Source organism: Pseudomonas ficuserectae (assembly GCF_024584585.1).
Lineage (GTDB): Bacteria > Pseudomonadota > Gammaproteobacteria > Pseudomonadales > Pseudomonadaceae > Aquipseudomonas > Aquipseudomonas amygdali.
The window spans coordinates 3,255,687-3,278,641 of record NZ_CP085684.1; the positions used below are offsets into that span (position 1 = coordinate 3,255,687).

General features: G+C 59.2%; 19 protein-coding genes and 3 pseudogenes. 7 read left to right on the top strand and 15 right to left on the bottom strand.

The genetic code is table 11. The features are described 5' to 3' along the window. Positions 1–95: 95 nt before the first annotated feature. A complete protein-coding gene (locus tag LJU29_RS14350) occupies positions 96–995 on the bottom strand; it encodes a LysR family transcriptional regulator (protein ID WP_257110828.1) in 900 nt (299 codons plus the stop codon). A gap of 138 nt (positions 996–1,133) precedes the next feature. Here LJU29_RS14350 and LJU29_RS14355 point away from each other — a divergent pair. Continuing rightward, positions 1,134–2,478 (top strand): annotated as a pseudogene (locus tag LJU29_RS14355) (MFS transporter). Between the two features lie 18 nt (positions 2,479–2,496). Then, a complete protein-coding gene (locus LJU29_RS14360) occupies positions 2,497–3,771 on the top strand; it encodes a glucarate dehydratase family protein (protein WP_005757660.1) in 1,275 nt (424 codons plus the stop codon). Positions 3,772–3,787: 16 nt separating this feature from the next. Here the strand turns inward: LJU29_RS14360 and LJU29_RS14365 are convergent, their stop codons facing one another. From LJU29_RS14365 to nac, 13 genes and pseudogenes are all read right to left on the bottom strand, one after another. Then, entirely contained in the window at positions 3,788–5,452 is a 1,665-nt protein-coding gene (locus LJU29_RS14365; protein ID WP_257110829.1) for a PqiB family protein, read from the bottom strand. A gap of 106 nt (positions 5,453–5,558) precedes the next feature. After that, positions 5,559–6,392, bottom strand: a complete 834-nt coding sequence (locus tag LJU29_RS14370) for an ABC transporter substrate-binding protein (RefSeq protein ID WP_002553482.1) — start codon at positions 6,390–6,392, stop codon at positions 5,559–5,561. A 51-nt stretch (positions 6,393–6,443) separates the two neighbouring features. Then, positions 6,444–7,174 (bottom strand): annotated as a pseudogene (locus LJU29_RS14375) (amino acid ABC transporter ATP-binding protein). Between the two features lie 19 nt (positions 7,175–7,193). Beyond that, positions 7,194–7,934, bottom strand: a complete 741-nt coding sequence (locus LJU29_RS14380) for an amino acid ABC transporter permease (protein WP_005757652.1) — start codon at positions 7,932–7,934, stop codon at positions 7,194–7,196. A gap of 6 nt (positions 7,935–7,940) precedes the next feature. Next, positions 7,941–8,642: an amino acid ABC transporter permease gene (locus LJU29_RS14385; protein ID WP_005757650.1), complete on the bottom strand. Its 702-nt coding sequence runs from the start codon at positions 8,640–8,642 to the stop codon at positions 7,941–7,943. A gap of 121 nt (positions 8,643–8,763) precedes the next feature. After that, positions 8,764–9,502, bottom strand: a pseudogene (locus tag LJU29_RS14390) (SDR family oxidoreductase). 127 nt (positions 9,503–9,629) lie between these two features. Beyond that, positions 9,630–10,400, bottom strand: a complete 771-nt coding sequence (locus tag LJU29_RS14395) for a LamB/YcsF family protein (protein WP_057423074.1) — start codon at positions 10,398–10,400, stop codon at positions 9,630–9,632. A 4-nt stretch (positions 10,401–10,404) separates the two neighbouring features. Further along, positions 10,405–10,812, bottom strand: a complete 408-nt coding sequence (locus LJU29_RS14400; RefSeq protein WP_005731842.1) for a biotin/lipoyl-containing protein — start codon at positions 10,810–10,812, stop codon at positions 10,405–10,407. Next, a complete protein-coding gene (locus LJU29_RS14405) occupies positions 10,812–11,783 on the bottom strand; it encodes a 5-oxoprolinase subunit C family protein (protein WP_005757640.1) in 972 nt (323 codons plus the stop codon). The genes LJU29_RS14400 and LJU29_RS14405 overlap by 1 nt, the downstream gene beginning before the upstream one ends. Further along, positions 11,780–12,445 (bottom strand): 5-oxoprolinase subunit PxpB, encoded by a 666-nt coding sequence (gene pxpB, locus LJU29_RS14410; RefSeq protein WP_005757639.1) that lies wholly within the window; start codon positions 12,443–12,445, stop codon positions 11,780–11,782. The genes LJU29_RS14405 and pxpB overlap by 4 nt, the downstream gene beginning before the upstream one ends. After that, a complete protein-coding gene (accC, locus tag LJU29_RS14415) occupies positions 12,442–13,794 on the bottom strand; it encodes an acetyl-CoA carboxylase biotin carboxylase subunit (RefSeq protein WP_257110830.1) in 1,353 nt (450 codons plus the stop codon). The genes pxpB and accC overlap by 4 nt, the downstream gene beginning before the upstream one ends. 54 nt (positions 13,795–13,848) lie before the next feature. After that, positions 13,849–14,295, bottom strand: a complete 447-nt coding sequence (locus LJU29_RS14420) for an acetyl-CoA carboxylase biotin carboxyl carrier protein (protein ID WP_005757637.1) — start codon at positions 14,293–14,295, stop codon at positions 13,849–13,851. Between the two features lie 115 nt (positions 14,296–14,410). Further along, positions 14,411–15,322, bottom strand: a complete 912-nt coding sequence (gene nac, locus LJU29_RS14425; RefSeq protein ID WP_257110831.1) for a nitrogen assimilation transcriptional regulator NAC — start codon at positions 15,320–15,322, stop codon at positions 14,411–14,413. 276 nt (positions 15,323–15,598) lie between these two features. Between nac and LJU29_RS14430 the strand changes: the two genes are divergently transcribed. The 5 genes from LJU29_RS14430 to LJU29_RS14450 all read left to right on the top strand — a co-directional run bounded on the left by LJU29_RS14430 (position 15,599) and on the right by LJU29_RS14450 (position 22,577). Further along, positions 15,599–16,807, top strand: a complete 1,209-nt coding sequence (locus LJU29_RS14430; RefSeq protein WP_257110832.1) for an aspartate transaminase — start codon at positions 15,599–15,601, stop codon at positions 16,805–16,807. Further along, positions 16,779–18,377 (top strand): MFS transporter, encoded by a 1,599-nt coding sequence (locus LJU29_RS14435; RefSeq protein ID WP_257112732.1) that lies wholly within the window; start codon positions 16,779–16,781, stop codon positions 18,375–18,377. The genes LJU29_RS14430 and LJU29_RS14435 overlap by 29 nt, the downstream gene beginning before the upstream one ends. Before the next feature lie 72 nt (positions 18,378–18,449). Next, on the top strand, positions 18,450–19,781 hold the full coding sequence (locus tag LJU29_RS14440) for an OprD family porin (protein WP_010207348.1): 1,332 nt from the start codon (positions 18,450–18,452) through the stop codon (positions 19,779–19,781). 170 nt (positions 19,782–19,951) lie between these two features. Next, positions 19,952–21,625: a J domain-containing protein gene (locus LJU29_RS14445; RefSeq protein ID WP_057423078.1), complete on the top strand. Its 1,674-nt coding sequence runs from the start codon at positions 19,952–19,954 to the stop codon at positions 21,623–21,625. After that, on the top strand, positions 21,615–22,577 hold the full coding sequence (locus tag LJU29_RS14450; protein ID WP_122320803.1) for a DUF3829 domain-containing protein: 963 nt from the start codon (positions 21,615–21,617) through the stop codon (positions 22,575–22,577). Before LJU29_RS14445 ends, LJU29_RS14450 begins: the two co-directional genes overlap by 11 nt. Positions 22,578–22,643: 66 nt before the next feature. On the opposite strand, the gene LJU29_RS14455 is transcribed toward LJU29_RS14450, so the two are convergent. Next, entirely contained in the window at positions 22,644–22,952 is a 309-nt protein-coding gene (locus LJU29_RS14455) for a putative quinol monooxygenase (RefSeq protein ID WP_005756095.1), read from the bottom strand. Positions 22,953–22,955 lie beyond the last annotated feature (3 nt).

A 22,955-nucleotide genomic window follows, 5' to 3' on the forward strand; every position in this document is an offset into this window, starting at 1 on the left:
CTCCTTTGCCGGAAAAACAGAACTTGCCTTGCTTGATGATGACTATCGACTGAATAAATGATAGTTGATGCCAACGCACTGCAAGGTTTTTCGCTTTAATTTTCATCCGCCCGGACAGCCGCACGAATAGCCTTGAGCAGCATCCGGCACGCTGGATTGTCATTGTCGGCACGCCAGACCAGATGCAACTCGCTCTGCACACCCTCGCCCAGGTCAATGTCACGAAATACGACGTCCTTGAACACCACATTGGTCGCACAGCGCGGCACCAGTGCCAGGCCCATGCCGGCGTTGACCAGTGCCAGAATAGTCAGTGACGACCCAAGCCATTGGACATACTCCGGCGCAACTCGTGCGGAACGAAACATACCGGTCAGCAGTTCGTTGAACGGTGGATAGGCCGAATGCGAATACATCAGAAACGGCGCGCCTTCCAGGTCCGCCACCGTAACTGAATCAGCGTGAGCCAGCCGATGATTGCCCGGCACCGCCAGCACGAATGGATCTCGCACCAGGCATTCGCCCTCGTAGCCGGGCTGAAACAGCGGCGCTCGCACGATCCCCAGGTCAATGCGTCGCGCCCTGAGCGCTTCGTGCTGCTGATAGGTGTTCATTTCAGTCAGGGAAATCTTCACCTGCGGCTGCTTGAGCCGCGCCTCGGCGATCACTCTGGGCAGAAACTCGTACACCGCGCTGCCGACAAAGCTGATGGTCACCGAGCCGATATCGCCTTCGGCAAAGCGCCGCGCGGAGATGGCAGCCTGCTGCGCGCGCTCCAGCAACGTCTGCGCTTCAATGAAGAACGCCCTGCCCGCTGCGGTCAGGGCCACACTGCGGGTGCTGCGCGTGAACAGCTCGACACCCAGATTGTGCTCCAGTATCTGGATTTGCCGGCTCAGCGGAGGCTGGGTCATATTCAGCCGTTCGGCAGCGCGCCGGAAATTGAGTTCCGTGGCCACCGTGGTGAAACAGCGCAGTTGAGAAAGCTCGAACATTGATCCACTCCCGGTATCAATCAAGTCATTAACTGGATTGGACGGGAATAATATACCCCCTCATGATCGACTCATCCCCAAAAAAACAATGAATGGGAGTCGCCCTTGAATACCGTCCCTGGTACTACGGACCCCACGGTGCTTGCCCGTGCGGCCTCCAAGGTGAAACGCCACGTGTTGCCGCTGTTTGTGGTGATGTTCATCGTCAATTACATCGACCGGGTCAATATCGGTTTTGTACGCAGTCATCTGGAAACCGATCTGGGCATCGGTGCGGCGGCCTACGGGCTGGGCGCCGGATTGTTCTTTGTCGGCTATGCACTGTTCGAAGTACCTTCCAACATGCTGTTGCAGCGCTACGGTGCCCGCGCCTGGCTGACCCGCATCATGTTCACCTGGGGCGCGGCCGCGATGGCCATGGCGTTCGTTCAGGGTGAAACCAGTTTCTACGTGCTGCGTTTCATTCTGGGTGCCGCCGAAGCTGGCTTCTTTCCCGGCATCATCTATTACTTCACCCAATGGTTGCCTTCCAGCGATCGCGGCAAGGCCATGGCGCTGTTTCTCAGTGGCTCGGCAATCGCTTCGGTAATTTCCGGCCCGGTATCCGGCGCGCTACTGGGCATCGAGGGCCTGAGTCTGCACGGCTGGCAGTGGATGTTCCTGATCGAAGGCTTCGCTTCCATAGTGCTGTGCGGATTCGTCTGGTTCTGGCTGCAATCACACCCGCATGAAGCCACCTGGCTCAGCGATGAAGAAAAAACCGCACTCAGCACCGCCATAGCCAAAGAGCAACGTCTGCGCGAAGCAACTCAGACCGTCAGACCCTCGGTATTGCGCCTGCTGGCGGACCGGCAGATCCTGCTGTTCTGCTTCATCTACTTTTCCGTGGCGCTGACCATTTACGGGGCTACCTTCTGGCTGCCAAGCATGATTCGCAAGATGGGCAGTTTCAGCGACTTTGAGGTCGGCCTGTTCAACTCGGTGCCGTGGATCATCTCGATTGTGGCCATGTACGGCTTTGCCGCACTGGCGGCACGCTTCAAGCACCCACAGGCCTGGGTCGCTGTCACGCTGGTGATCGCCGCCGTCGGCATGTTCATGTCCACCATTGGTGGTCCGGTGTTTGCTTTTGTCGCCATCTGTTTCGCAGCAATCGGTTTCAAGGCCGCATCGGCACTGTTCTGGCCGATCCCTCAGGGCTATCTGGACGCGCGCATTGCCGCAGCGGTCATTGCGCTGATCAACTCCATCGGCAACCTCGGCGGCTTCGTCGCGCCCACTACGTTCGGTTTTCTGGAGCAGACCACCGGTTCGATTCAGGGTGGTCTTTATGGGCTGGCTACCACCTCGTTGCTCGCTGCCGTCGTGATTTTCTTTGCCCGCACCCACTCCGCGTGGTGACCTGCGCCACCCGTCCAGAGATGAGCCAGCCAAACCCCACCGCGCCGTCGTGCCTGGCACCCCTTCCAGCCTCAAACCCTGATCACCGGGAGACCGCCCTTTGAAAATCATACGCGTGACCGTAACCCCTATCGCCTTTCGCGATCCGCCGCTGCTCAACGCCAGTGGCATCCATGAACCTTTCGCACTGCGCTCGATCATCGAAGTGGAAAGCGACAACGGTTACATCGGCCTCGGCGAAAGCTATGGCGACGCCCCGGCGCTGGCCATTCAGCAACAAGTGCAGAACCAGTTGATCGGGCTCGACCCGTTCAACCTCAATCAACTGCGCAGCATCGTTCAGGCGACGGTTGCGGCACACAAACCTGCCAGCCTGGCCGGTGCTGAACTGGCACCGGGTTCGCACGCCAGCAAGGCGGTAAGCAACGCTTATTCAGCATTCGAGGTGGCGTTTCTGGACCTGCAGGCACGTTCCATGAACCTGCCGTTGGTGGACCTGCTCGGCGGTGCCATTCGTGACCAGATACCCTTCAGCGCCTACCTGTTCTTCAAATACGCGCAGCATGCCGATGCGCCTTACGCACCCGACAGCTGGGGTGAAGCGCTCAGCGAAGAACAGATCGTCGCCCAGGCACGGCGCATGATCGAAGCCTACGGGTTCAAAAGCATCAAGCTCAAGGCCGGTGCGCTGGAGCCGGAACATGAGGTGTCCTGCATCAAGGCATTGAAAAAAGCCTTCCCCGGCTACCCGCTGCGCATCGACCCCAACGGCAACTGGTCGCTGGAAACCTCGATTCGCATGGCCGAGCTGCTGGGCGATGACCTGCAGTACTACGAAGACCCGACCCCTGGTCTGGATGGCATGTCGGAATTGCACAAGCGCACTGGCCTGCCACTGGCGACCAACATGGTCGTGACCGATTTCAATGAATTCCGACGCAGCGTGGCCCTCGACAGCGTGCAGATCGTACTCGCCGACCACCATTACTGGGGCGGCCTGCGCGACACCCAGGCGCTGGCGAAGATGTGCGACACCTTCGGCCTCGGTGTGTCGATGCACTCCAACTCGCATTTGGGGATCAGCCTCATGGCCATGGCCCACGTCGCTGCGTCCGTGCCCAATCTGGACTACGCCTGCGACACGCACTACCCGTGGCAGGAACCGGACGAGGAAGTCATCAAGGGCGGCAAGCTGCCGATTGTCGACGGCTGCGTCAGCATCACCCGCGCGCCGGGCCTTGGCCTTGAGCTGGATTACGACCAGCTCGGCAAGCTCAACGATCAGTACCACAGCTGTGGCATTCGTCAGCGCGATGATGTGAAGCAGATGCAGAAGTACCAGCCGCAATGGAGGGCTGTAAAACCAAGATACTGAGTACGTCCGGGCTGCGTCAGTCAGGCCTTGGCGCAGAATTGGCCGGCGTGTAGACACTCGGCACATCCTGCCGGGTGCGACCACGGATCAAGGCTTCGGGTTTGCGGCTTATATAATCGGTCAGGACCCGCACCGAGCGGGCCGTACGTTGAACTTCGTCCATCGTCCGGTTGACCTGCTGGCGTACCGGCGAGTCTTCTGCAAGGGCCGCCCCGGCCATCTCCATCGTGCTTCGGGACTGCCCCAGAACAGTGTGAAGTTCGGGCACTACGTCTGCGTTGAACAGCTTGAACGTCTTGTACGCTTCGTCAAGGCTGCCATTCAGATTGCCGGCGATCTCCTGCACCGGCAATTTGCTGACCTTTTCAACGATCAGCTGTACCTGCTCCTGCATTTTCTCCAGCTCTCCCGGTACGGTGGGGATTATCAGCGGCCGTGCGTTGACATCGAATTGAACCGGCGCAGCGTTGGCAAAGAACCCCAGAGAAATATAAAGCTGGCCGGTCAGCAGACTCGCACTGCGAGGCTGTGCGCGCAGGCCCTGTTTGACGAAGTCGGCGATTAACTGCGCCGTACGCGAATCGTCGGGTGTACCTAATGTCTCTAGGATCTTTTCGTTGGCCCGCCCCAGGCGGTCCGGGTAGATCACCGCCCCCACAATGCTGGAAAAAGACTTGCTGGCTGCATCGTAGTCAAGATCGACGGAGACCACTCGCCCCAGATTTATGCCCATGAACTCGACGGGCGAATTGACTTCAAGACCACGCAAAGACTGCCTGAACATCATGCGGATATAACCCGGCTCGCCATCGGGAGGTGACAGCGCCTTTTGCTGATCCTCGAACAGCTTGAAACGTGCATGCTCTGCAGCCCTTGGCGCGCTCGAACCGTATCCTGGCTCAACGAAGGCCACACCTCCGGCCAGTAACGTCGAAACCGATTCAGTCTTTATCTTCAGCCCATCAGCATCAACCGTCAGGCCAATACCGCTGGCGTTCCAGAACCGTGTATCGGTGGTCACAAATCTGTCGTTGGGGGCATTGATGAAAATTTCCGCATCCACACCTTTGCCATCCTCGGACAAATGACAGGCAACCACTTGACCGACTTGAATGCGCCGATAATAGACAGGAGAACCGACATCGAGTGAGCCCATGTCCTCGGCGTGCAGGGTAAAACGTGTGCCTTTTGCGCCAAACGTAAGGGGTGGTGGGCTTTCCTGACCAATAAAGTGTTTTTTCGGGTGCTCGGACGTCCCGCTGTCTGCCGCGATATACGGCCCGGAAAGCAGGGTATCCACGCCGTACACGCCCTTGGCCCCGATACGCGGGCGCACCACCCAGAACATGGAATCCTCGGCAGTGAAGGCACGGGCGTCGGCATTCAGATCCACTGTCGCCACAACACCCGTACGGTCTTTGCTGAGGGCAACAGCTGACACCTCGCCGATCACGACATTTTTGACCTTGACCCTGGTCTTATGCGCTTCAAGCCCTTCGGCGCTTTGAAAACTGATAAAAATTCTCGGCCCTTTCGACAGTGAGCTGCTGATCAGCAGCGATACGCATACCAGGGCAGAAATCACCGGAATCAGCCATACCGGCGAGGCACCGAATCGTCTTTTCCCAGTGGTTGAAGCGCCAATTGTCGATGCAGAAACAGAACCTGAGCGATCAGACATTTTTTCCTCTGAGGCGCCCACACGGGGTGATGCCGACGGTTAATACTGTCGGCAGAACTCTGAACGTCGACTATCAATAAACCCTCAAGGAAATATCAAGATTTGATCAAGGCAGCGGGTCGAACTTCAATTCACTGAGGCTTTGCACCTTGTCTTCACGAACCATTTTGTATTCGGTATTCGGGCCGATCCACTGCGCCCAGATCGCGTCGATTTCACCTGCTGCTTCCATCGCACGCAGCGATTCGTTGACCTTGGCCAGAAATGCCGGCTCGCCCTGACGCATACCGGCACCGATAGGCTCCAGCGCCATCGGCTCCTTGGCGATTGCCAGCTCCACACCACTGGCCTTGGCCTGCCCGACCAGCTTGATCGCGGTCATGGTGTTGGTCACCAGGCCCACCACCTTGTTCTGTTGCAGCGCCATGTAGGCAGAACCGGTGTCCTGGAAGGTCACAGGCGTGGCATCAGCCAGCCGAATCGACTGCTCGGACGTAGAGCCTTTGGTCGAGCTGATGCGTTTGCCTTTGAAAAAGGATTTCGGTTGATCGGCATTGGCGGCGCGCACTACCAGCGTTTCCTTGGCGATGTAGTACGGATCGCTGAACTGGATCTGGTCGGCGCGGCTCTTGGTGTAGGCCAGGTTGGCAAAAATCACGTCAACGCGGCCCATTTTGACTTCAGGAATGCGCGCTTCGACCGACAGCGGCTTGAGCTCCAGCTCGACGCCCATATGTTTGGCCAGCGCCTTGCAGAGGTCGACGTCCATGCCTACCAGTTCACGGGTTTTCGGGTCCGGTGCCGAAAACGGCGGGACGTCAGCATAGACGCCGCAACTCAGGCTTTTCTTGCTCATCACATCACTGAGCTGATCAGCGTGAGCAACCGAAACAGCCAATGGCGACAATGCCAGTGCAACCAGCAAAGACTTCATACGCATGGTGAGACTCCTGGAAATAAATGGAGGGATTGCTGAAACAGGGGCCTGTGCTCAATGGCTGCGCAGGTCGGAAATGAAGCGTTGGGCACGCGGGTGGTCCGGCTGCTGAAAGAAAGCCTCAGGACTGGATTTTTCAAGGATCTGCCCCGCATCCATGAACCAGATGGTATCGGCCACTTCACGGGCAAAATTCATCTCGTGGGTGACGCACATCATGGTCATGCCCTCTTTGGCCAGGGGCCTTTCATGACGCTGAGCACCTCGCCGACCATTTCCGGGTCGAGTGCGCTGGTGGGCTCGTCAAAGAGCATCACGGGCGGTTCCATGGCCAGCGCCCGGGCAATCGCCACGCGCTGCTGCTGGCCGCCGGACAACTGCGCCGGGTAAGCGCCGGCCTTGTGTGCCAGCCCCACCCGATCCAGCAGTTCCATGGCCCTGGCGCGCGCCTCACTGTTTTTCAGGCCGCGCACTTTGGTCGGGGTCAGGATGATGTTGTCTAGCACCGACAGATGCGGGAACAGATTGAAGCTCTGGAATACAAAACCCACCCGACTGCGCAAGCGATTGACGTTGGCGTCGGTGCCGTTCACGTCGTGGCCGTCAAACAGAATCTGGCCCTGCTGAACATCTTCAAGACGGTTGACGGTGCGGATCAGTGTCGACTTGCCCGAGCCCGAGGGCCCGCACAGCACCACCACTTCGCCGCGCTGCACTTCAGCGGTGATATCGGTCAGGGCCTGGTACTCGCCATACCACTTATTGATCCTGGAAAACATGATCATCGGATGCATTGGGCAACCCTCAATTATCGGTAGTCAAAGGCCGGGGAACAGGTGCAGGCGACACGCTGCCCTCCCGTTTGCGGGCAATCCGCCGTTCCACCACTGCGGCCAGCCGGGTCAGGCCGTAGCACAGCACGTAGTAGGTGATCGCCAGAATGAAGAACACCTGAAACGGCTTGGTCAGCAGCTGGTTGTTGATCTGATTGGCGGCGAAGGTCACTTCCTGGACGTTGATCACGTAGCCCAGCGACGTTTCCTTGATGATCGAAATGAACTGGCTGATCAGGCTTGGCAATGCGTTGTACAGCGCTTGCGGCAAAATCACCCAGACCGTGGTGCGCATGTAGCCCATGCCCAGCGAGCGTGACGCTTCGTACTGACCAGCCGGCAGCGCCTGAATGGCACCGCGGATGATTTCGCACAGGTAGGCGCTCTGATAGACCACCAGCGTGCAGAGCATGGTGGTGAAGCCGGTGATGTTATGACCGATCAGCAGCGGGACCAGGAAGTAAGTCCAGAAAATCACCATCAGCAGCGGAATGCCGCGCATCACATAGACCCAGACCGTGGCCGGGTAACGCAGCCAGCGCCACGGCGAGACCCGTGCCAGCGACAGTAGCAGCCCTAGCGGGAACGCCAGCAAAAGCGCCAGCGCAGCCAGAGTCAGCGTTGAAACCAGCCCGCCCATCGGGCCGTGAGGATATTGGCCGACCAGCAGCAAGGTCCAGTTATCGCGAACAATCGTGAACACATCGAACATCGCCGCCTACCTCGCCATGGCGTTGCTGAAATGCCGGGCCAGCAACGCACCCAGGCCCATCAGCATCAGTGAAATGGTCAGGTAGACCACGGTTGCGACCAGATACGCCTCGAAGGTGCGAAAGGTGTAGTTCTCGACCTCGCGAGTGGCATAGGTCAGCTCGACGACGCCGATGGCCATGACCAGGCTGGTGTTCTTGAACAGCAGCACCGTGTGATTGATCAATGACGGCAGGCAGTTGCGAACGCCTTGCGGCAGGATCACGTAACGCATCGAACGCACATAACCCAGGCCCAATGCGCGCGATGCTTCGACTTGCCCGGCCGGAATGGCGCGCAAGCCGCTGCGGATGTCCTCACTGAAGTAAGCCGCCTGGCACAGCCCCAGCGCGATCACCGAAAACAGGTACTCGGTGCTGTAGTTGGCCAGCCAGAGCTGCGTGCTTTCGGTGAGCAACGTCGGAATACCGAAATACCAGAGCATCAGTTGTACCAGTGTCGGCACGTTGCGGTGGTAGGACACATAGCCCGCCACCAGACGCTCGGCGTATTTGTTGCCGGTCAGGCGAATCGACACCAGCAGCAAGGCCACGGCCATTGCCATGCACCAGGCAACGAACGCCAGTTGCAGGGTTGTCTCTATGCCCTTGACGATCAGCTCGGCATACTCGCCCTGCAGGATCGCCGAAAGATCGAATTTACTCGTCATGGTTGTTCCCATTGACATTCAGCCAGGGCAGAAGCAAGGCGCCAGGGGTACTGGCGCGAGTGTCGCATGGCGGCTGGTGCCGCTCTCGTGATGGGTACAGCGCTTGCAGCGAGGCGCAGCCTCAGCCTTCATAGTCCTGCGGGCGCGCGGTCGACAGCCCGCCGGGTACCTGTAGCGTCGGGGTGATTTCCATATGGCCGATGTTGACCGCGATGGGCGCAGCGATCACGTAGGCGATTGCATCGGCAATGTCCTTGGCCACAGGCAGCTCATAGCCCTCGATGAAGCGTTTGCGCACTTCCTCGGAATCGCCATGCACATGGGCAAAAATGTCCGTGGCCACACGCCCGGGGCAGATTTCCGTCACCCGCACGCGCTTGCCGAACGCATCGATACGTAGCTGGCGAGAAAGCATGCTCACGGCAGCCTTGGTGGCGTGGTACGTTGAGTTGCCGCCGAAGTTGTAGGCGGCGGCAATCGAGCTGATGTTGATGATGTGCCCGCTGTCACGCTCGACCATACCCGGCAGCGAAAGCCTGGCGATCTGCAATACCGCGCGCAGGTTCACATCGACCAGCAGATCAATCCCTTCTGCGTCTGCCTTGAGCAGCGAACCGGGCCGGTCGACTCCGGCATTGTTGACCACAACATCGAACTGATGGGCCTGGAACAGTGCCGTCAGACCGGCCAGATCAGTCACGTCGATAGCATGCGCGCTGCGCCAGTGCCGCCAGCTTGTCTGCACTGCGCGCCAGCGCATGAACCTGCAGACCTTCGGCACACAGCCGTTCGACGACGGCTTCGCCAATGCCGGAAGAAGCGCCGGTCACCAGCGCAGTTTTGTAATCGGAAAAAGGCATGTCGGGGTTTCCTTGAATAAGCGTCGATCAGCCGCTTGGCTGTTAATGCTGATCGCCTTGTACTGGACTTTAACGAGCGTCATGGGCAGCGACCAAGACACAATGGTTGTGTGGCAATAAGCTGCGCTTATGACCCGAGCAGCTGTGAAACCGGGGTGATGACACCGCCCTGCTCTTCGATGCTCTGGCGAATGCTGCGCGCAAGCTCCACCGCCCCCGGCGTGTCGCCATGCAACAGGATTGATTGGGCATTGACCGCCACGCGCTTGCCGCTCAGGGTCGTAACCGTACCGTCCTGCAACAGTTGCGCAATCCTGGCGCGGACCTGCTGTGGGTCCTTGATCACCGCCCCGGCAATGCCACGCGGCACCAGCAGGCAGTTTTCGTCGTAGGCACGGTCGGCCAGAAACGTGGTCGCGACTCTCAGGCCGCACGCTTCGGCGGCCTGTTCGATGGCCGCGCTGCTGGATGAACTGATGATCATCTGCGCATCGAAACTGGCGACCGCCTTGACCAGCGGCCTGGCCAGTTCGGCATCGGCCGCGGCCATATTACCCAGCGCGCCGTGGAAGCTCATGTGCGTCACGCGGTAACCGGCAGCGGCTGCAATGCCTGCCAGAGCGCCCAGCTGATACACCACCATGCTGCACAACTCGTTGAGTTCGATGTTCATTCTGCGCCGCCCGAACCCCTGCAGATCAGGAAAACCGACATGTGCGCCGAGATCGATGCCCAGCGCTTTGGCGCGGTGCACGGTGTTATTCATTATCAATGGATCACCGGCATGAAAACCACAGGCCACGTTGGCCGAGGAGATCAGTTGCATCAGTGCCTCATCCTCACCCATGGTCCAGGGGCCGAAGCCCTCACCCAGATCAGCGTTCAGATCGATGCGCATCGTGTCACTCCTCCAGTTCAATCAGCGGCTGGCCGTAACCGACCCGTTCATGCTCGGCAGCCAGAAAACGCGTCACACGCCCTGCCTGCTGGCTGCGCACCGGCAGATAAAGCAGGCCGATGCGCAACAGGCCCAGCAACTGCCCGACTGCAACGGTGTCGCCGGGTTTTACGTAGCTGTTTTTTTCGTCGGGGTGTCTCGATACAAAAACGCCGGGGTTATCCGCAGCTATTACAAGCGCGGTGGCTGGCGGCTGTTCGACTGCGACGTCCACGTCAGGTCGCGATGCAGGGTTATCCGCACGTACACCGCGTCGGATCAACAACTCGAACCCTGGTCGTTTCAGTTCAAGAACCGTGAGCCCGGCATCACGAATCCAGCCTGCCAGTTGGCGAATTTCATTGATGTTCATCAGCGATGTCCTTGCAGGCCGCGCAGCGCAAGCAAGCGCCGGGCGTCTTCGATGAAGGCGTGATTGGTGTCCAGTGCCTCAACGGCCTCCTCGTAGCTGCATTGCACGAAGCGCACCTTGCTACCGATCGGGGCCTGACCGAGACGCCACAGGTCGGCTTCGATAACCGTGGCAAACTTTGGATAGCCGCCGCTGGGCTGGGCATCGCGCATTTGCACAATCGGCTGGCCGCCGTGGGGCACCTGAATCACCCCGGGCACAATGCCGTGAGAGCGAATTTCCAGCGCCTCCCTTGGCAATAGGGGCGTACCTTCCATGCGATAACCATAGCGATTGCTTTGCGTGGTGATTTTCCACTCGCCGGCAAAAAATGTTTGTTGGGCTTCAACGCTGAAGCAGTCGAACTCGGCGGCAGGCAGTACGCGTATGGCCGGTAGCTCGTCGATAATCAACGGCAAGGCCGCCGCAGCAGATTGCAGACCAAAATCACCAGCGCGCGGTTGATTAGCCGCACCGGCGGGAATCAGATCGCCCTGCTGCAAGGCCCGGCCCTGCCAGCCACCAAATGCACCGCGCAATTGCGTGCTGCGCGAGCCCAGAACCTGCGGCACATCCACACCGCCCGCCAGGCATAAATAGGCGCGACTGCCTGTCGTCGGGTAACTCAGCTTCAACACCTGATTCTTGCGCGCCTGAGCGACCCAGTTACCCGGCAGTCGCTCGCCATCCAGCCGTGCAGAACAGGCAGCACCGGTGATAGCAAAAGTGCAGTCCTCGACAAAACGCACTTCGAACGGGAACAGTGGAATTTCGATGCCTGCCGCGTCTTCGTCGTTGCCCAGCAACAAATTGCCGAGCTGCAACGACAGCGTGTCCATTGCGCCGGAGGTGCCGACGCCGTAGCCCAGGCTGCCATGCCGACCCAGATCCTGGATCGTCGCCAGTGCGGTGGCGCTGATAACTTCGATCATCGAATGATCCTCTCGATACGCAAGCGCAGTTGATCGCCGGGCTGCATCAGCGCCGGAGGGTTCTGATCAGCGTCGAAAAACACCATTTCCGTGCGCCCTATCGTGTTCCAGCCACTGGGGCCGGCTGAAGCGGAGATACCCGTCTGCACGCCGCCGATGGAAACCGAGCCGGCACCGATATCGAGTACCGGCACTTTGCGCCGAGGCGTCGCCAGACGCTGATCCATGCCGCCCAGATAGCAATAACCGGGGTGGCTGCCCAAGGCGTACACCGGGTAAAGCGGTTCGCAGTGCAGATTGGCGATGGTCTCGATATCCAGTCCGGTATGGGCGATGACATCGGCCATGTGCGGTCCGCCGTCACCGCCATACACCACCGGCAACTCGATGATCCGGCCTTGCAACGGCAGCGGCTGGCATTGCTCCCAGGCCTTCAGCAAGCGGGTTTTCAAGCCGGTCAGGTCGCGTGGCGGCGCTGCGAAGGTCAGCATCAGGTTGTTCATGCCCGGCACCGATTCGCGCACCTGCGGCCAGTCCTTGCTCAGGCTGGCCAGCGCCCATATGCGTTGCTGCGCTGCCAGCTCAAGCTCGCCGGGCGCTTCGAACAGCAAGGCGGTGGTTCCCAGCAAAGTGATTCGTGGCGGCAACTGCTGGAGGGTCATGGGTGGCTCCTTGTCTGTAACCAGCGCTCCAAGTGGTGAATGTCCATGCCACCCTTGCAGAACACCGGGTCCTGCAAAATGTCGCGATGCAGCGCGATGTTGGTAGAGATTCCCTCAACGTGCATTTCGCTCAGCGCCAGGCGCATACGTGCCAGGGCCTCATCGCGACTGGCACCGTGGGTGATGACCTTCGCCACCATCGAATCGTAATAAGGCGGAACGCGATAACCGTGGCTCACATGCGAGTCGACCCGTACGCCAAAACCACCAGGAATCTCCCAGCGGGTGACTTGACCCGGCGTAGGCATGAAGCTGCGCGGGTCCTCGGCGTTGATCCGGCATTCCAGCGAATGGCCCGACACGCTGACGTCGGCCTGGCTGAAACTCAGGCGCTCACCCATCGCCATGCGAATCTGCTGCTGAACGATGTCGATGCCGGAAGTCATTTCCGTGACCGGGTGCTCGACCTGCAGGCGAGTATTCATTTCGATGAAATAGAACTCATCGTTTTCAAACAGGAATTCGAACGTGCCTACGCTCTGGTAACCGATCTGCCGGCAGGCCAGTGCGCAACGTTCGCCCACCCTGGCCATCAATTCCGGGTCGATGCCCGGTGCAGGAGCCTCTTCAAGCACCTTCTGGTGGCGGCGCTGCATCGAGCAATCCCGCGAGCCAAGCCAGACGGCATTGCCATAGGCATCGCACAGCACCTGAATCTCGACATGGCGCGGCTGGCCCAGAAACTTCTCGATATACAACTCGGGATTGCCGAAGGCCCGGCGGGCTTCTTCGCTGGTCAGCGCAATTGCATCGAGCAATTGCTGCTCTTCCTGAACCACGCGCATGCCCCGCCCGCCGCCACCGCCAGCGGCCTTGACGATGACCGGGTAACCAATGTCACGGGCAATTTTCAGGATACCTTGCGGATCGGCAGGCATGCTGGTGTCCGGGCCTGGCACGCACGGCACGCCAGCCTCACGCATTGCCCGCTTGGCCGCGACCTTGTCGCCCATCACCCGAATGCAGGCGGCACTGGGGCCGATGAACGTCAGGCCAGCCTGTTCGATGCGCTCGGCGAACGCGGCGTTTTCAGACAGAAACCCGTAACCGGGATGGATCGCCTGAGCACCGGTCAACTGCGCAGCGTAAAGCACGGCAGCCTGATTCAGATAACTCTGCCCCGGCGCGGCCGGGCCTATGCACAGTGACTCATCGGCCTGCCGTACATAGCTGGCATCGCGATCCGCTTCGGAATAGACCGCAACCGTACTCAGGCCCAGGCCTTTGCAGGCGCGCTGGATGCGCAGGGCAATTTCGCCGCGGTTGGCGATCAACACTTTATCGAACATCAAAAACCCCTGATCTGTGAACCCGGAAGGCAGCCGCACGGCCACCCAAGACCTTCAACCGATGCTGAAAAGCGCTTGTCCGGCCTGAACCTCTTCGCCGTTGGCAACCAGAATGGCGGTCACGACCCCTGCCTTTTCAGCCGTCACCGGATGAAACATCTTCATAGCTTCAACCACTGCCAGGGTCTGTCCCACTTCGACTGACGTGCCGACTTCAACGAAGGGCGGCTGGTCGGGCGCCGGGATCAGGTGCAAGACCCCATACAGCGAGGCGCAGGCCTGAGCCTCTTGCGCATTGGCAGTTGCACTTGCCTGAGAGGAAGCAGCAGCGTCGGTTGCAGGCGCTTTCAGCGACGTTGATGCAGATGGACTGACGCCGCTGGCGGCCTCGACCGACTCACGCAGCAAACGCAACTGCGTATCGCCTTCAGACAGGCTGAGTTCACTCAGGTCCGATTCGGCCATCAGGTCGATAAGTGCTTTGATACGTTCCGGTTTCATGCAAGAGCCCTTGCCTGGCAAAAGAAATGTGGCTGAGGGCAATGTAACGAGAGCGATTTTTGACCGCCAAGACGGTTTGACTGTGGGGTGATAAGCGCCCCTTATGACGCCGGGGTTACTCTGTACGGCGATTGCCGCGCATCTCTGCGACCAGTTCCAGTAGGATGGCCTTGACTGCCTGGGCCGGAACCGAAAGCGGCAAGTGGCCTGACAGGCACAGGGCCAGCGGCGCTTCGATCTCGGGTTCGACGATCCGGCTCAGATTGACCGCATGCGTATCGGCCAGCACCCGCGCAGCAGACTCGGGAAGAATGGTCGAGCCGAATCGATCCGCTACTGCGGCAGCCAGAGTCGTCGATGATTCGACTTCTGCAACCACCCGGGCACTGCGCTCGATGCGCACAAATGCCTCATCCACCAGACGGCGGATGGTGTTGTAGGTGCGCGGTAACAGCAGGTCGATATCGGCCAGCTCGGCGAGGGCTATTTCCTCACAGCCCTGAAGCGTGTCCTGGGCGCTGACCAGATACAGTTGCTCGCGAATCAACGGCACAAAACTGAGGCCATGCACCTCACGTCCGCCATAAAGAACGGCCATGTCCATGCGCCCGTTCATGATCAGTTCGCTCAGCGTGGTGCCAAAGTTCTCGTTGAGGTACAGGAAAATACCCGGATGACGCTCGCGCACCCGTTTCAGCAACGGCAGCGACAAGGTTGACGCAGCAGTGCCCGGGGCCAGCCCTACCGACACCGGCCCCGACAACGCCAGGCCGCTGGCGTTGACATCACTTTGCGCCTGCTCACACTGACGCAGTATGACCTGAGCATGGCCATACAAAACCTTGCCCGCCTCGGTCGGGGTAACGCCGCGCTTGGTGCGGATCAGCAACTGCTGCTGCAACTCGGCTTCCAGCGTCACCAATTGCTGGCTTAACGCAGGTTGTGCGATGTGCAGTACATCGGCGGCTTGGGTCAGGCTGCCGATGTCGACAATTTTCACAAAGTATTTCAAGCGGCGAAGGTTCAAGGTGCTGCACTCCAGAGTCACGACCCCGATGCCTCAGCAAGACACAGGCCAGCTCTGAAAAAACCAGACATAAGCAATTGCTATGTCAGCAACTGCCGAGCGTGTTTGCAACGCATGGATGCCCCCGCAGGCATTGCTCGCCCGCTTTTGGTGCAGCATTGGTTCATCTGCGGTCATAAGCGCTGCCTATCAACCCAGAACAAACTCGTCTTATGGCCTGCCGTCTGCAGGCTCGTAACGTATTCCCCGTCAAGTCCATCAACGAGGAATGCCAACGTGACCGCATCTCGCATCGCTGCCCGCGTGCTCCGCATCAAACCATCGCCCAGCAGCGCTGCTGCCGTTCGGGCCAATGAACTGCGGCGCGCAGGCAAGTCGATCATCAATCTGGTGGTTGGCGAACCCGACTTCGATACGCCTGCCCACATTCGTCAGGCCGCCTCTGCCGCCATCGAAAACGGTGAAACCCGCTACACGCTCAATGCGGGTACTGCAGCGCTGCGCGACGCGATTGCCGCCAAACTCCAGCGCGAAAACGGCCTGAGCTACGCCCCCGGCCAGATCGTAGTCACCAGCGGTGCCAAGGCTGCGATCTTCAATGCCTTCGCAGCGACGCTGGGCATTGACGACGAAGTGCTGATCCCCGCGCCGTACTGGGTGTCGTACCCGGACATGGTGCTGGCCTGCGATGGTCGCCCGGTGACCTTACCGTGCCCCGAAGACAATCAGTTCAAGCTCACCGCCGAGCAACTACGCCACGCAATCACGCCGCGTACCCGCTGGCTGCTGCTCAATTCGCCGAGCAACCCGACCGGCGCGACCTACAGCGCAACTGAATGGCGGGCACTGGCCGACGTGCTGCTCGACTACCCGGACGTGCTGGTCATGACCGATGATATTTACGAACACATTCGCTATGACGACACCCCGCTCAGCCATCTGCTGACTGTCGAACCCGCCCTGCGCGAGCGTGTGCTGATCATCAATGGTGTATCAAAAACCTACGCCATGACCGGTTGGCGCATCGGCTATGCCGCAGGCCCCAGCGATATCATCAACGCGATGGCTACCCTGCAGTCGCAATCCACCAGCAACGCCTGCTCGGTGAGCCAGGCCGCCGCAGTGGCGGCCCTCAATGGCGACCAGTCGTTTGTCGGCGAGAGCGTCAAGGTCTACAAACAGCGCCGCGACCGCTGCCTGGAGTTGATCAACGCAATTGACGGCCTGAGTTGCATCCAGCCACAAGGCGCGTTTTATCTCTACGTCAATTGCGCAGCGCTGATCGGCAAAACCACCCCGTCAGGCTCGGTACTGGAAGCCGACACCGATGTGGTTCTGTACCTGCTGGAAAGTCAGAGTGTTGCGGTTGTAGCAGGCACCGCTTATGGTCTGGCACCGTTCTTCCGGATGTCTACGGCGACGGCCCTCGAAACCCTTGAAACCGGTTGCACACGCATTGCGACTGCTGTCGCTGCGTTGCGCTGAGCGCCTCGCCATGACCACGCAGAGCCACCCGGCCCTGACCTTCAAACAGGCCCTGCTGGCCATGCTCGGCATTTCCCTGGTGCTGATGCTGTCCGCACTCGACCAGACAGTGATCGGCAACGCATTGCCAAGCATCGTCGCGGAACTCGATGGTTTCGAGCTGTATGCCTGGGTCGCCACCGGCTACCTGCTGGCGTCCATTGTGACCATTCCGATCTTTGGCCGACTGGGCGATTTCTACGGGCGTAAACCGTTCGTGCTGGCCGCTACGGTCATTTTCACCGTTGCTTCGCTGGTCTGCGCGCTGGCCGACAGCATGCTGGTGCTGGTCATTGGCCGGGCCCTGCAAGGCGTCGGTGGCGGGATGCTGATCGGTACGGCATTTGCCTGTGTGCCGGAGCTGTTTCCCGACACCCGTCAGCGGCTGCGCTGGCAGGTTCTGCTGAGTGCGATGTTCAGCGTGGTCAATGCCATCGGCCCAGGGTTGGGCGGTTACCTGTCCGGCGAGTTCGGCTGGCGTTCGGTGTTCTGGCTGAACCTGCCGCTGGGCGTGATTGCGTTGTTTTTTGCCTGGCGTTTTTTACCCTGGTATCGCCCGCCAACAGCCGGTGCGATCAGGCTCGACTGGATCGGCGCAGTGTTGATTGTCCTGAGCCTGGGCAGCCTGCAATTGTTCGTTGAATGGCTCGGTCAGCGCTCTCTGGCGATCAGCCTGCTGTGCGGCGCTATCACTGTTATTGCCTTGACCGGCCTTTGGTTCAGAGAGCGCCGTTGCGCGTTCGCCTTGCTGCCCGCCGGGCTGTTTGCCAATCGCAGCATCCGCCTGCTGTTCATCATGTCGCTGCTGGCCGGTGCGATCATGTTCACCCTGGTGTTTTACCTGCCTCTGCTGTTGCAGGGCAGCTACGGCTACTCGCCGCAGGACGCCGGGCTGCTGCTCACACCGCTGGCCCTGAGTATCACTTTGGGCGCAATCGTCAACAGTCGCATCGTAACGCGTCTGGCAAACCCCAACTGGTTACCGATTGGCGGATTCATTGCCCTGTCGATTGCCTGCATCGCCTTGGCACTGGTCGGACTGCACGCCGGGTTCACGACCTTGCTGGGACTGATTCTGCTGGCGGGGCTGGGTCTGGGGTTCATTCTGCTCAACCTCAATGTATTCACCCAGACGCTTGCCGAGCGGCAATTTCTCGGTATCGCCACAGCACTCACTCAATCGTTGCGACTGGTTGGCGGCTTGCTGGGCACCGCGGCAATGGGTGTGCTGGTCAAGTTGCTGTACGTCGCCAATCTGCAACATGCGCTGGTCTCGGCAGGCCAGATGCAGGCAATAGCGCGTCTGACCGACCCTCAGGTCCTGCTGCAGCACACGCTCACAGATATCGACACCACGTTGCAGCTGGCTCGCACTGCCCTCGCCCATGCAGTCGGTACGGGGCTGTTGATCTGCGCCGCACTGGGCGTACTCGCACTGGTGGTTCTTTACCGCTTACCTCGCGCCACGCTGTATCAAGCGCCTCACGCAACGACACCTGAAACGGATTCAGCTGCAAAACACGCCTCTTAAAACAACAAGAAACCTGACTGCCGCCCGACCCTGCCTCTCACAACACTTAATGACAGCATGAGGATGAACCCGATGGAGCGTATCAATCGCGCCACCCCTTTCGTTGCGGGCTTTTGTGGCCTGCTGATCGCGCAGCAGAGCTTTGGCGAAGGTTTTCTGGAAGACAGCAAGGCCAGCATTCTGGCGCGCAACTTCTTCAGCAACGCGGACAATCGCAGCGGTGCTGCCGACCCGAACTACACGCAGGAGTGGGGCCAGGGCTTCATGCTCAACTACCAGTCCGGCTACACGCCCGGCACCGTCGGCTTCGGTGTCGATGCGCTGGGCCAGTTGGGCATCCGCCTGGACTCGGGCAAGGGCCGCCATTACAACCCGCAAAGTACCGCATTCAACGGCAACATATTCCCGACTGACAGCAACGGCCGCGCGGTCGATGAGTTCAGCAGCCTGGGCGCGACGCTCAAGGCACGCGTTTCAAGAACCGAGTTGAAGTACGGCACGCTGGTGCCGATGCTGCCGGTGGTCATGTCCACTGATCGCATGCTGCAACAAACTTTTCGCGGCGGCCAGATTCAGTCTGGCGACTTGAAGGACTTCACTTTCACCGCAGGCCAGCTGGAACATGTCATGGGCCGCGGTTCGACCAACCAGATGGGCATGTCGATTCCGGGTGCCAACAACCCGCTGACCGGCGAATTCGTCAACAAGTTCTACTACGCAGGCGTCGATTACAAACCGACCAAAGACCTGACCTTGCAGTATTACTACGGCAATCTGGAAAACTTCTACAAACAGAACTTTCTCGGACTGAAATATGACATGCAACTCGGCCCGGGCACCCTGCGCACCGACCTGCGCCACTTCGACAACCGCTCGGACGGTGCAAACGGTCACGATCCGGCGTTCTATACGGTGGGTTATTACGGCAACGGCGTTACCAAGGGTGAAGTCGACAGCCGCCTGTCCAGCGCCCAGTTCACCTACCTCATCAACGGTCATACCTTTGCTGCCGGTTATCAGGCAGTGACCGGCGACAGCGACGCGGTATGGTTGAATCAGGGCGATGGATCAACCGCCTACTTCATGACCGAATCCATGATCGGCAAGTTCCAGCGCGCTGGAGAACGCACCTGGCAGGTCCGTTACGGCTATGACTTCGCCAGGCTTGGCGTTCCCGGGCTGAACTTCCTGGCCATGTATGAAAGCGGTTCGAACATCCAGACGTCCGACGGCGACAAGAAGGAATGGGAACGCAACGTCACCCTGAGTTACGTGGTGCAGTCCGGCCCGGCGAAAAACCTCAGCGTTGCACTGCGTCATGCACAACTTCGTACCGAGTTCGCCAGTCAGCGTGATGCCGACGAGCACCGGATCATTGTCAGCTATCCGATCAATATTTTCTGATCCTGCGAAAACAGCAGATGGAAGTAGCGTCTGCTGTCTGAGCACCTGTTAAACTCCCCGCCGTTATTTTTCACGTCCGGGCATCTTGCCCGGACGCTTCTGCATTCCTGTCTTGGTATACAAGGAGTTCGTGACCCCATGGTTGCAGGTACAGACCTGAGCGCAATGCAGTGAATTGCTGGTCTATTCTGGGGCTGGACGCTCCTTCTGATATTCGCAGTATCAAGCGCCGTTACGCTGTACTGCTCAAACAGAACCGCCCGGACGAAGATCCGGCTGGTTTTCAGCGGTTGCGTGATGCCTATGAGCAAGCGCTAAGCTGGGCTGCCGAAACTCAAGAAGAGCCGGTGGAACAGCAAGGCCCATTGCTTGCGCCGACTCCCGAAATGCCGTCGCCAGCTCAGTCTTCCAGCGCCTCAGATCTTCAACGCCGCAGGGCTGACCTGCTGCTTGAAGGTGTCACTGCGAAGAATCTGGACCAGCGACTGGAACACGCCCGAGCTACAGAGTGTGAGCAGGCGTTCGAAGTAGGCATGCTGGAATATTGCCAGGCGGATGCTCCCGATGTCTGCGAGCTGACCGAGCGCGCAGTCGAGCTTTTTCAGTGGCTAAGTGCCTGGCAACGCATCGACCTGTCCTTGCGGGCGACGCAAACTGTTCTGAACAATCTGTCACGCAATACCGAACAGAAGCTGGCAGAGGCGCTGAACAGCAGCAATGCCGAATCCTTCTCCAGTCTGTACCTGCATCTTGACCAGGCTGCCTGGATGCAGACTCTCGACCAGCGTATATGGCTTAACAAATACCTCGCTGGGTTACTGGCCCACGCTGAAGTCTGGTCCAGCCCTATTTTTGATGCCGTGTGCGAGTGGCAAGGCTGGAAGAAAACCGACGGTCGCACTTTTTGCCCGGAACCCTTCTGGAGTCGGCTGTTGGCACGCAGTCGTCAGGCCTTGTTTCTCGAAGAGCAGCAGCGTCTTGCCACGCAGAAAATCGACAGTACAGGCTCACGTGCAGCCCGCCTGCTGTTCCTGCCCATGAGCGATGACGCTCGCGTGTCAATGACCATCCGCTTCACCCCTGCCGACTGGCAAGCCCGTGAGTCGCTGGCCAACACAGTGGCGCGACATTACCCGGATTTGGCCAGCCATGTGCCCGGCGAAAACGTGTACTTCTGGCGACCGTTGCGCCGACATACATCGTTCTGGGCATTGCCGTTTGCAATCGTTGGCGCAGCGTCCATGACGGCATGGGACAGTTATTACCGACTGGGAAGTGATCCGGGCGAAACAATGATCGCCCTGTTGCTGATTATTGGCGCACTTGGCCTGATGGCGGGTTTACTTTACGTAGGCGGCCAGACGCTCGGCGTTTTTGCCTGGCGCCTTGATGAGCAACTCACCAAGCGCTTTGGTCGCTGGCTCACGCTGCGCCGCCCGGTGCCGCTTTTGCTGCGAGAAAGCACTGTAAGCTGGGCGCCCGCAGTACCCGCCTGGCTGATCGGGGGATGGAAAGCGTTACTGATTTACGCCGCAATACTCACCGTGGCTGCTGCCGGCACTCGCATTGCCTGGCCGGAAGGGCTCAAGCGGACATTTTCAATCGCTCCAGGCTCGCCGGCCAGAGAATTTATGATTGGTATTGTGCTGGGCCTGACAGTCTCGTTGCTGTTCATCTCCGGCACTGTCATCAACTACCGGCCGGTGCAAGAAGGTCAAGGTCTGCAGGCGTGGCCGAAGCGCCTTTGCGCAGCCCTGCTTGAAACAAACCAGCCCTGTCATCCGCCCTCGCGGGACCAGTGGTATGCGCCCGCATCTGCTCTGGAGGCTGGCCATGATCAGTAATCGAGCGTTCATCGCCGCTATTTGTGTTTTCGCGACCATCTTCTGGGCGCATCACAGATTGACCAGCACTCACCGCATTCCGAGAGACACGATTGCAGATACTTCAATGATGCGGGACGCGGCAGCGTGCCTGGTATTTGATGATGCTCTTCTGCTTGAACGCTATGCTGATTATCGCAAGCACTATCAGGCTCTGATTGATGGCAGCGAGGGTGTGGGGCCGTTCATCCAAAGCTTTGCAATGGGTGAGAGCAGTCTTTCCATCGCAATCAATAAGAGTTTGGCCTGCCGTATCCGTTACCCACAACTGCTCTACCCCAAGTCCGATCCGCTGGTCATTGCCGTAACCGAGTACAGCGAGACGCTCGACGCACTACGTGAAAAAACGTTTGATGCCGAGGCGCTCTACAATCAACCACGCCCCGATATCAAGCTTGCCCGGCAGCTGGATGCAGATATTACCCAAGGGATACAACAACTGCAGCAGCGCAGTCTTGCCGTTCGAAAACGCTTCGAGGAACCTCAATTTCTGGCACGCCGCGAACAACTCGCGGCCATTGACGATCGCCTTGGCCACGATCAGCACTGGCACACGCTCAACTTCATGATCCTAGCCCGGCAAACGATCAATTACCTGAACCAGAACGCAGATAACGCTCGCCTGAACCCGGACGCGCTTGAGGCCTTGCACACCGAACTGGTTAACGCATGGCTGGATGCCGAGCGCTATTTCAAAAATATGCCCAACCTCAAGTCTGCCAATGGAAAACGCCCGATATGGCTTGTGATCAAGACGCCCGCACAGAACTGGCTATCAGCTCTGGACACCTTGCAACGGCAGTGGGCCGCTCATGCCGATGTTGACCAATTGAACAAGAGTCTGCTGACGGTAGAGCAGCAGTACGATCAACTTCTGAAGCAATACAACGCATCGGTGCTTGGACAGTACTAACCGCTTCAAGTGAAGCCGGCAGAGAAATGTATCGGCAGATACATTTCTCTTGAGAGATGAATGAACTCAGCCAGACACCTGATCCAGAAATATCAGCTGCGGTGGCTCTGCCAGCCACTCGCCGCTTGCAGCTGCAAACTGTTGGTAATGCGGCGTGGCAACGTGCGCATCCAGTGCTGCCTGATCCTTGAAGCATTCACGCATGTAAAACGTGCCTTGCTCATCGCGCGCCTCAAACAGCGTGTACTCGATATTGCCCGGCTCTGATCGGGAGGGCTCCACCAGTGCTGATAATGCTTCTTTCAATGCGGACTCTTTGCCGGCAACGGCTTTCAGAACTGCGATCAAGGCCAACGGCTTTGCAGGTGTATTCATTAT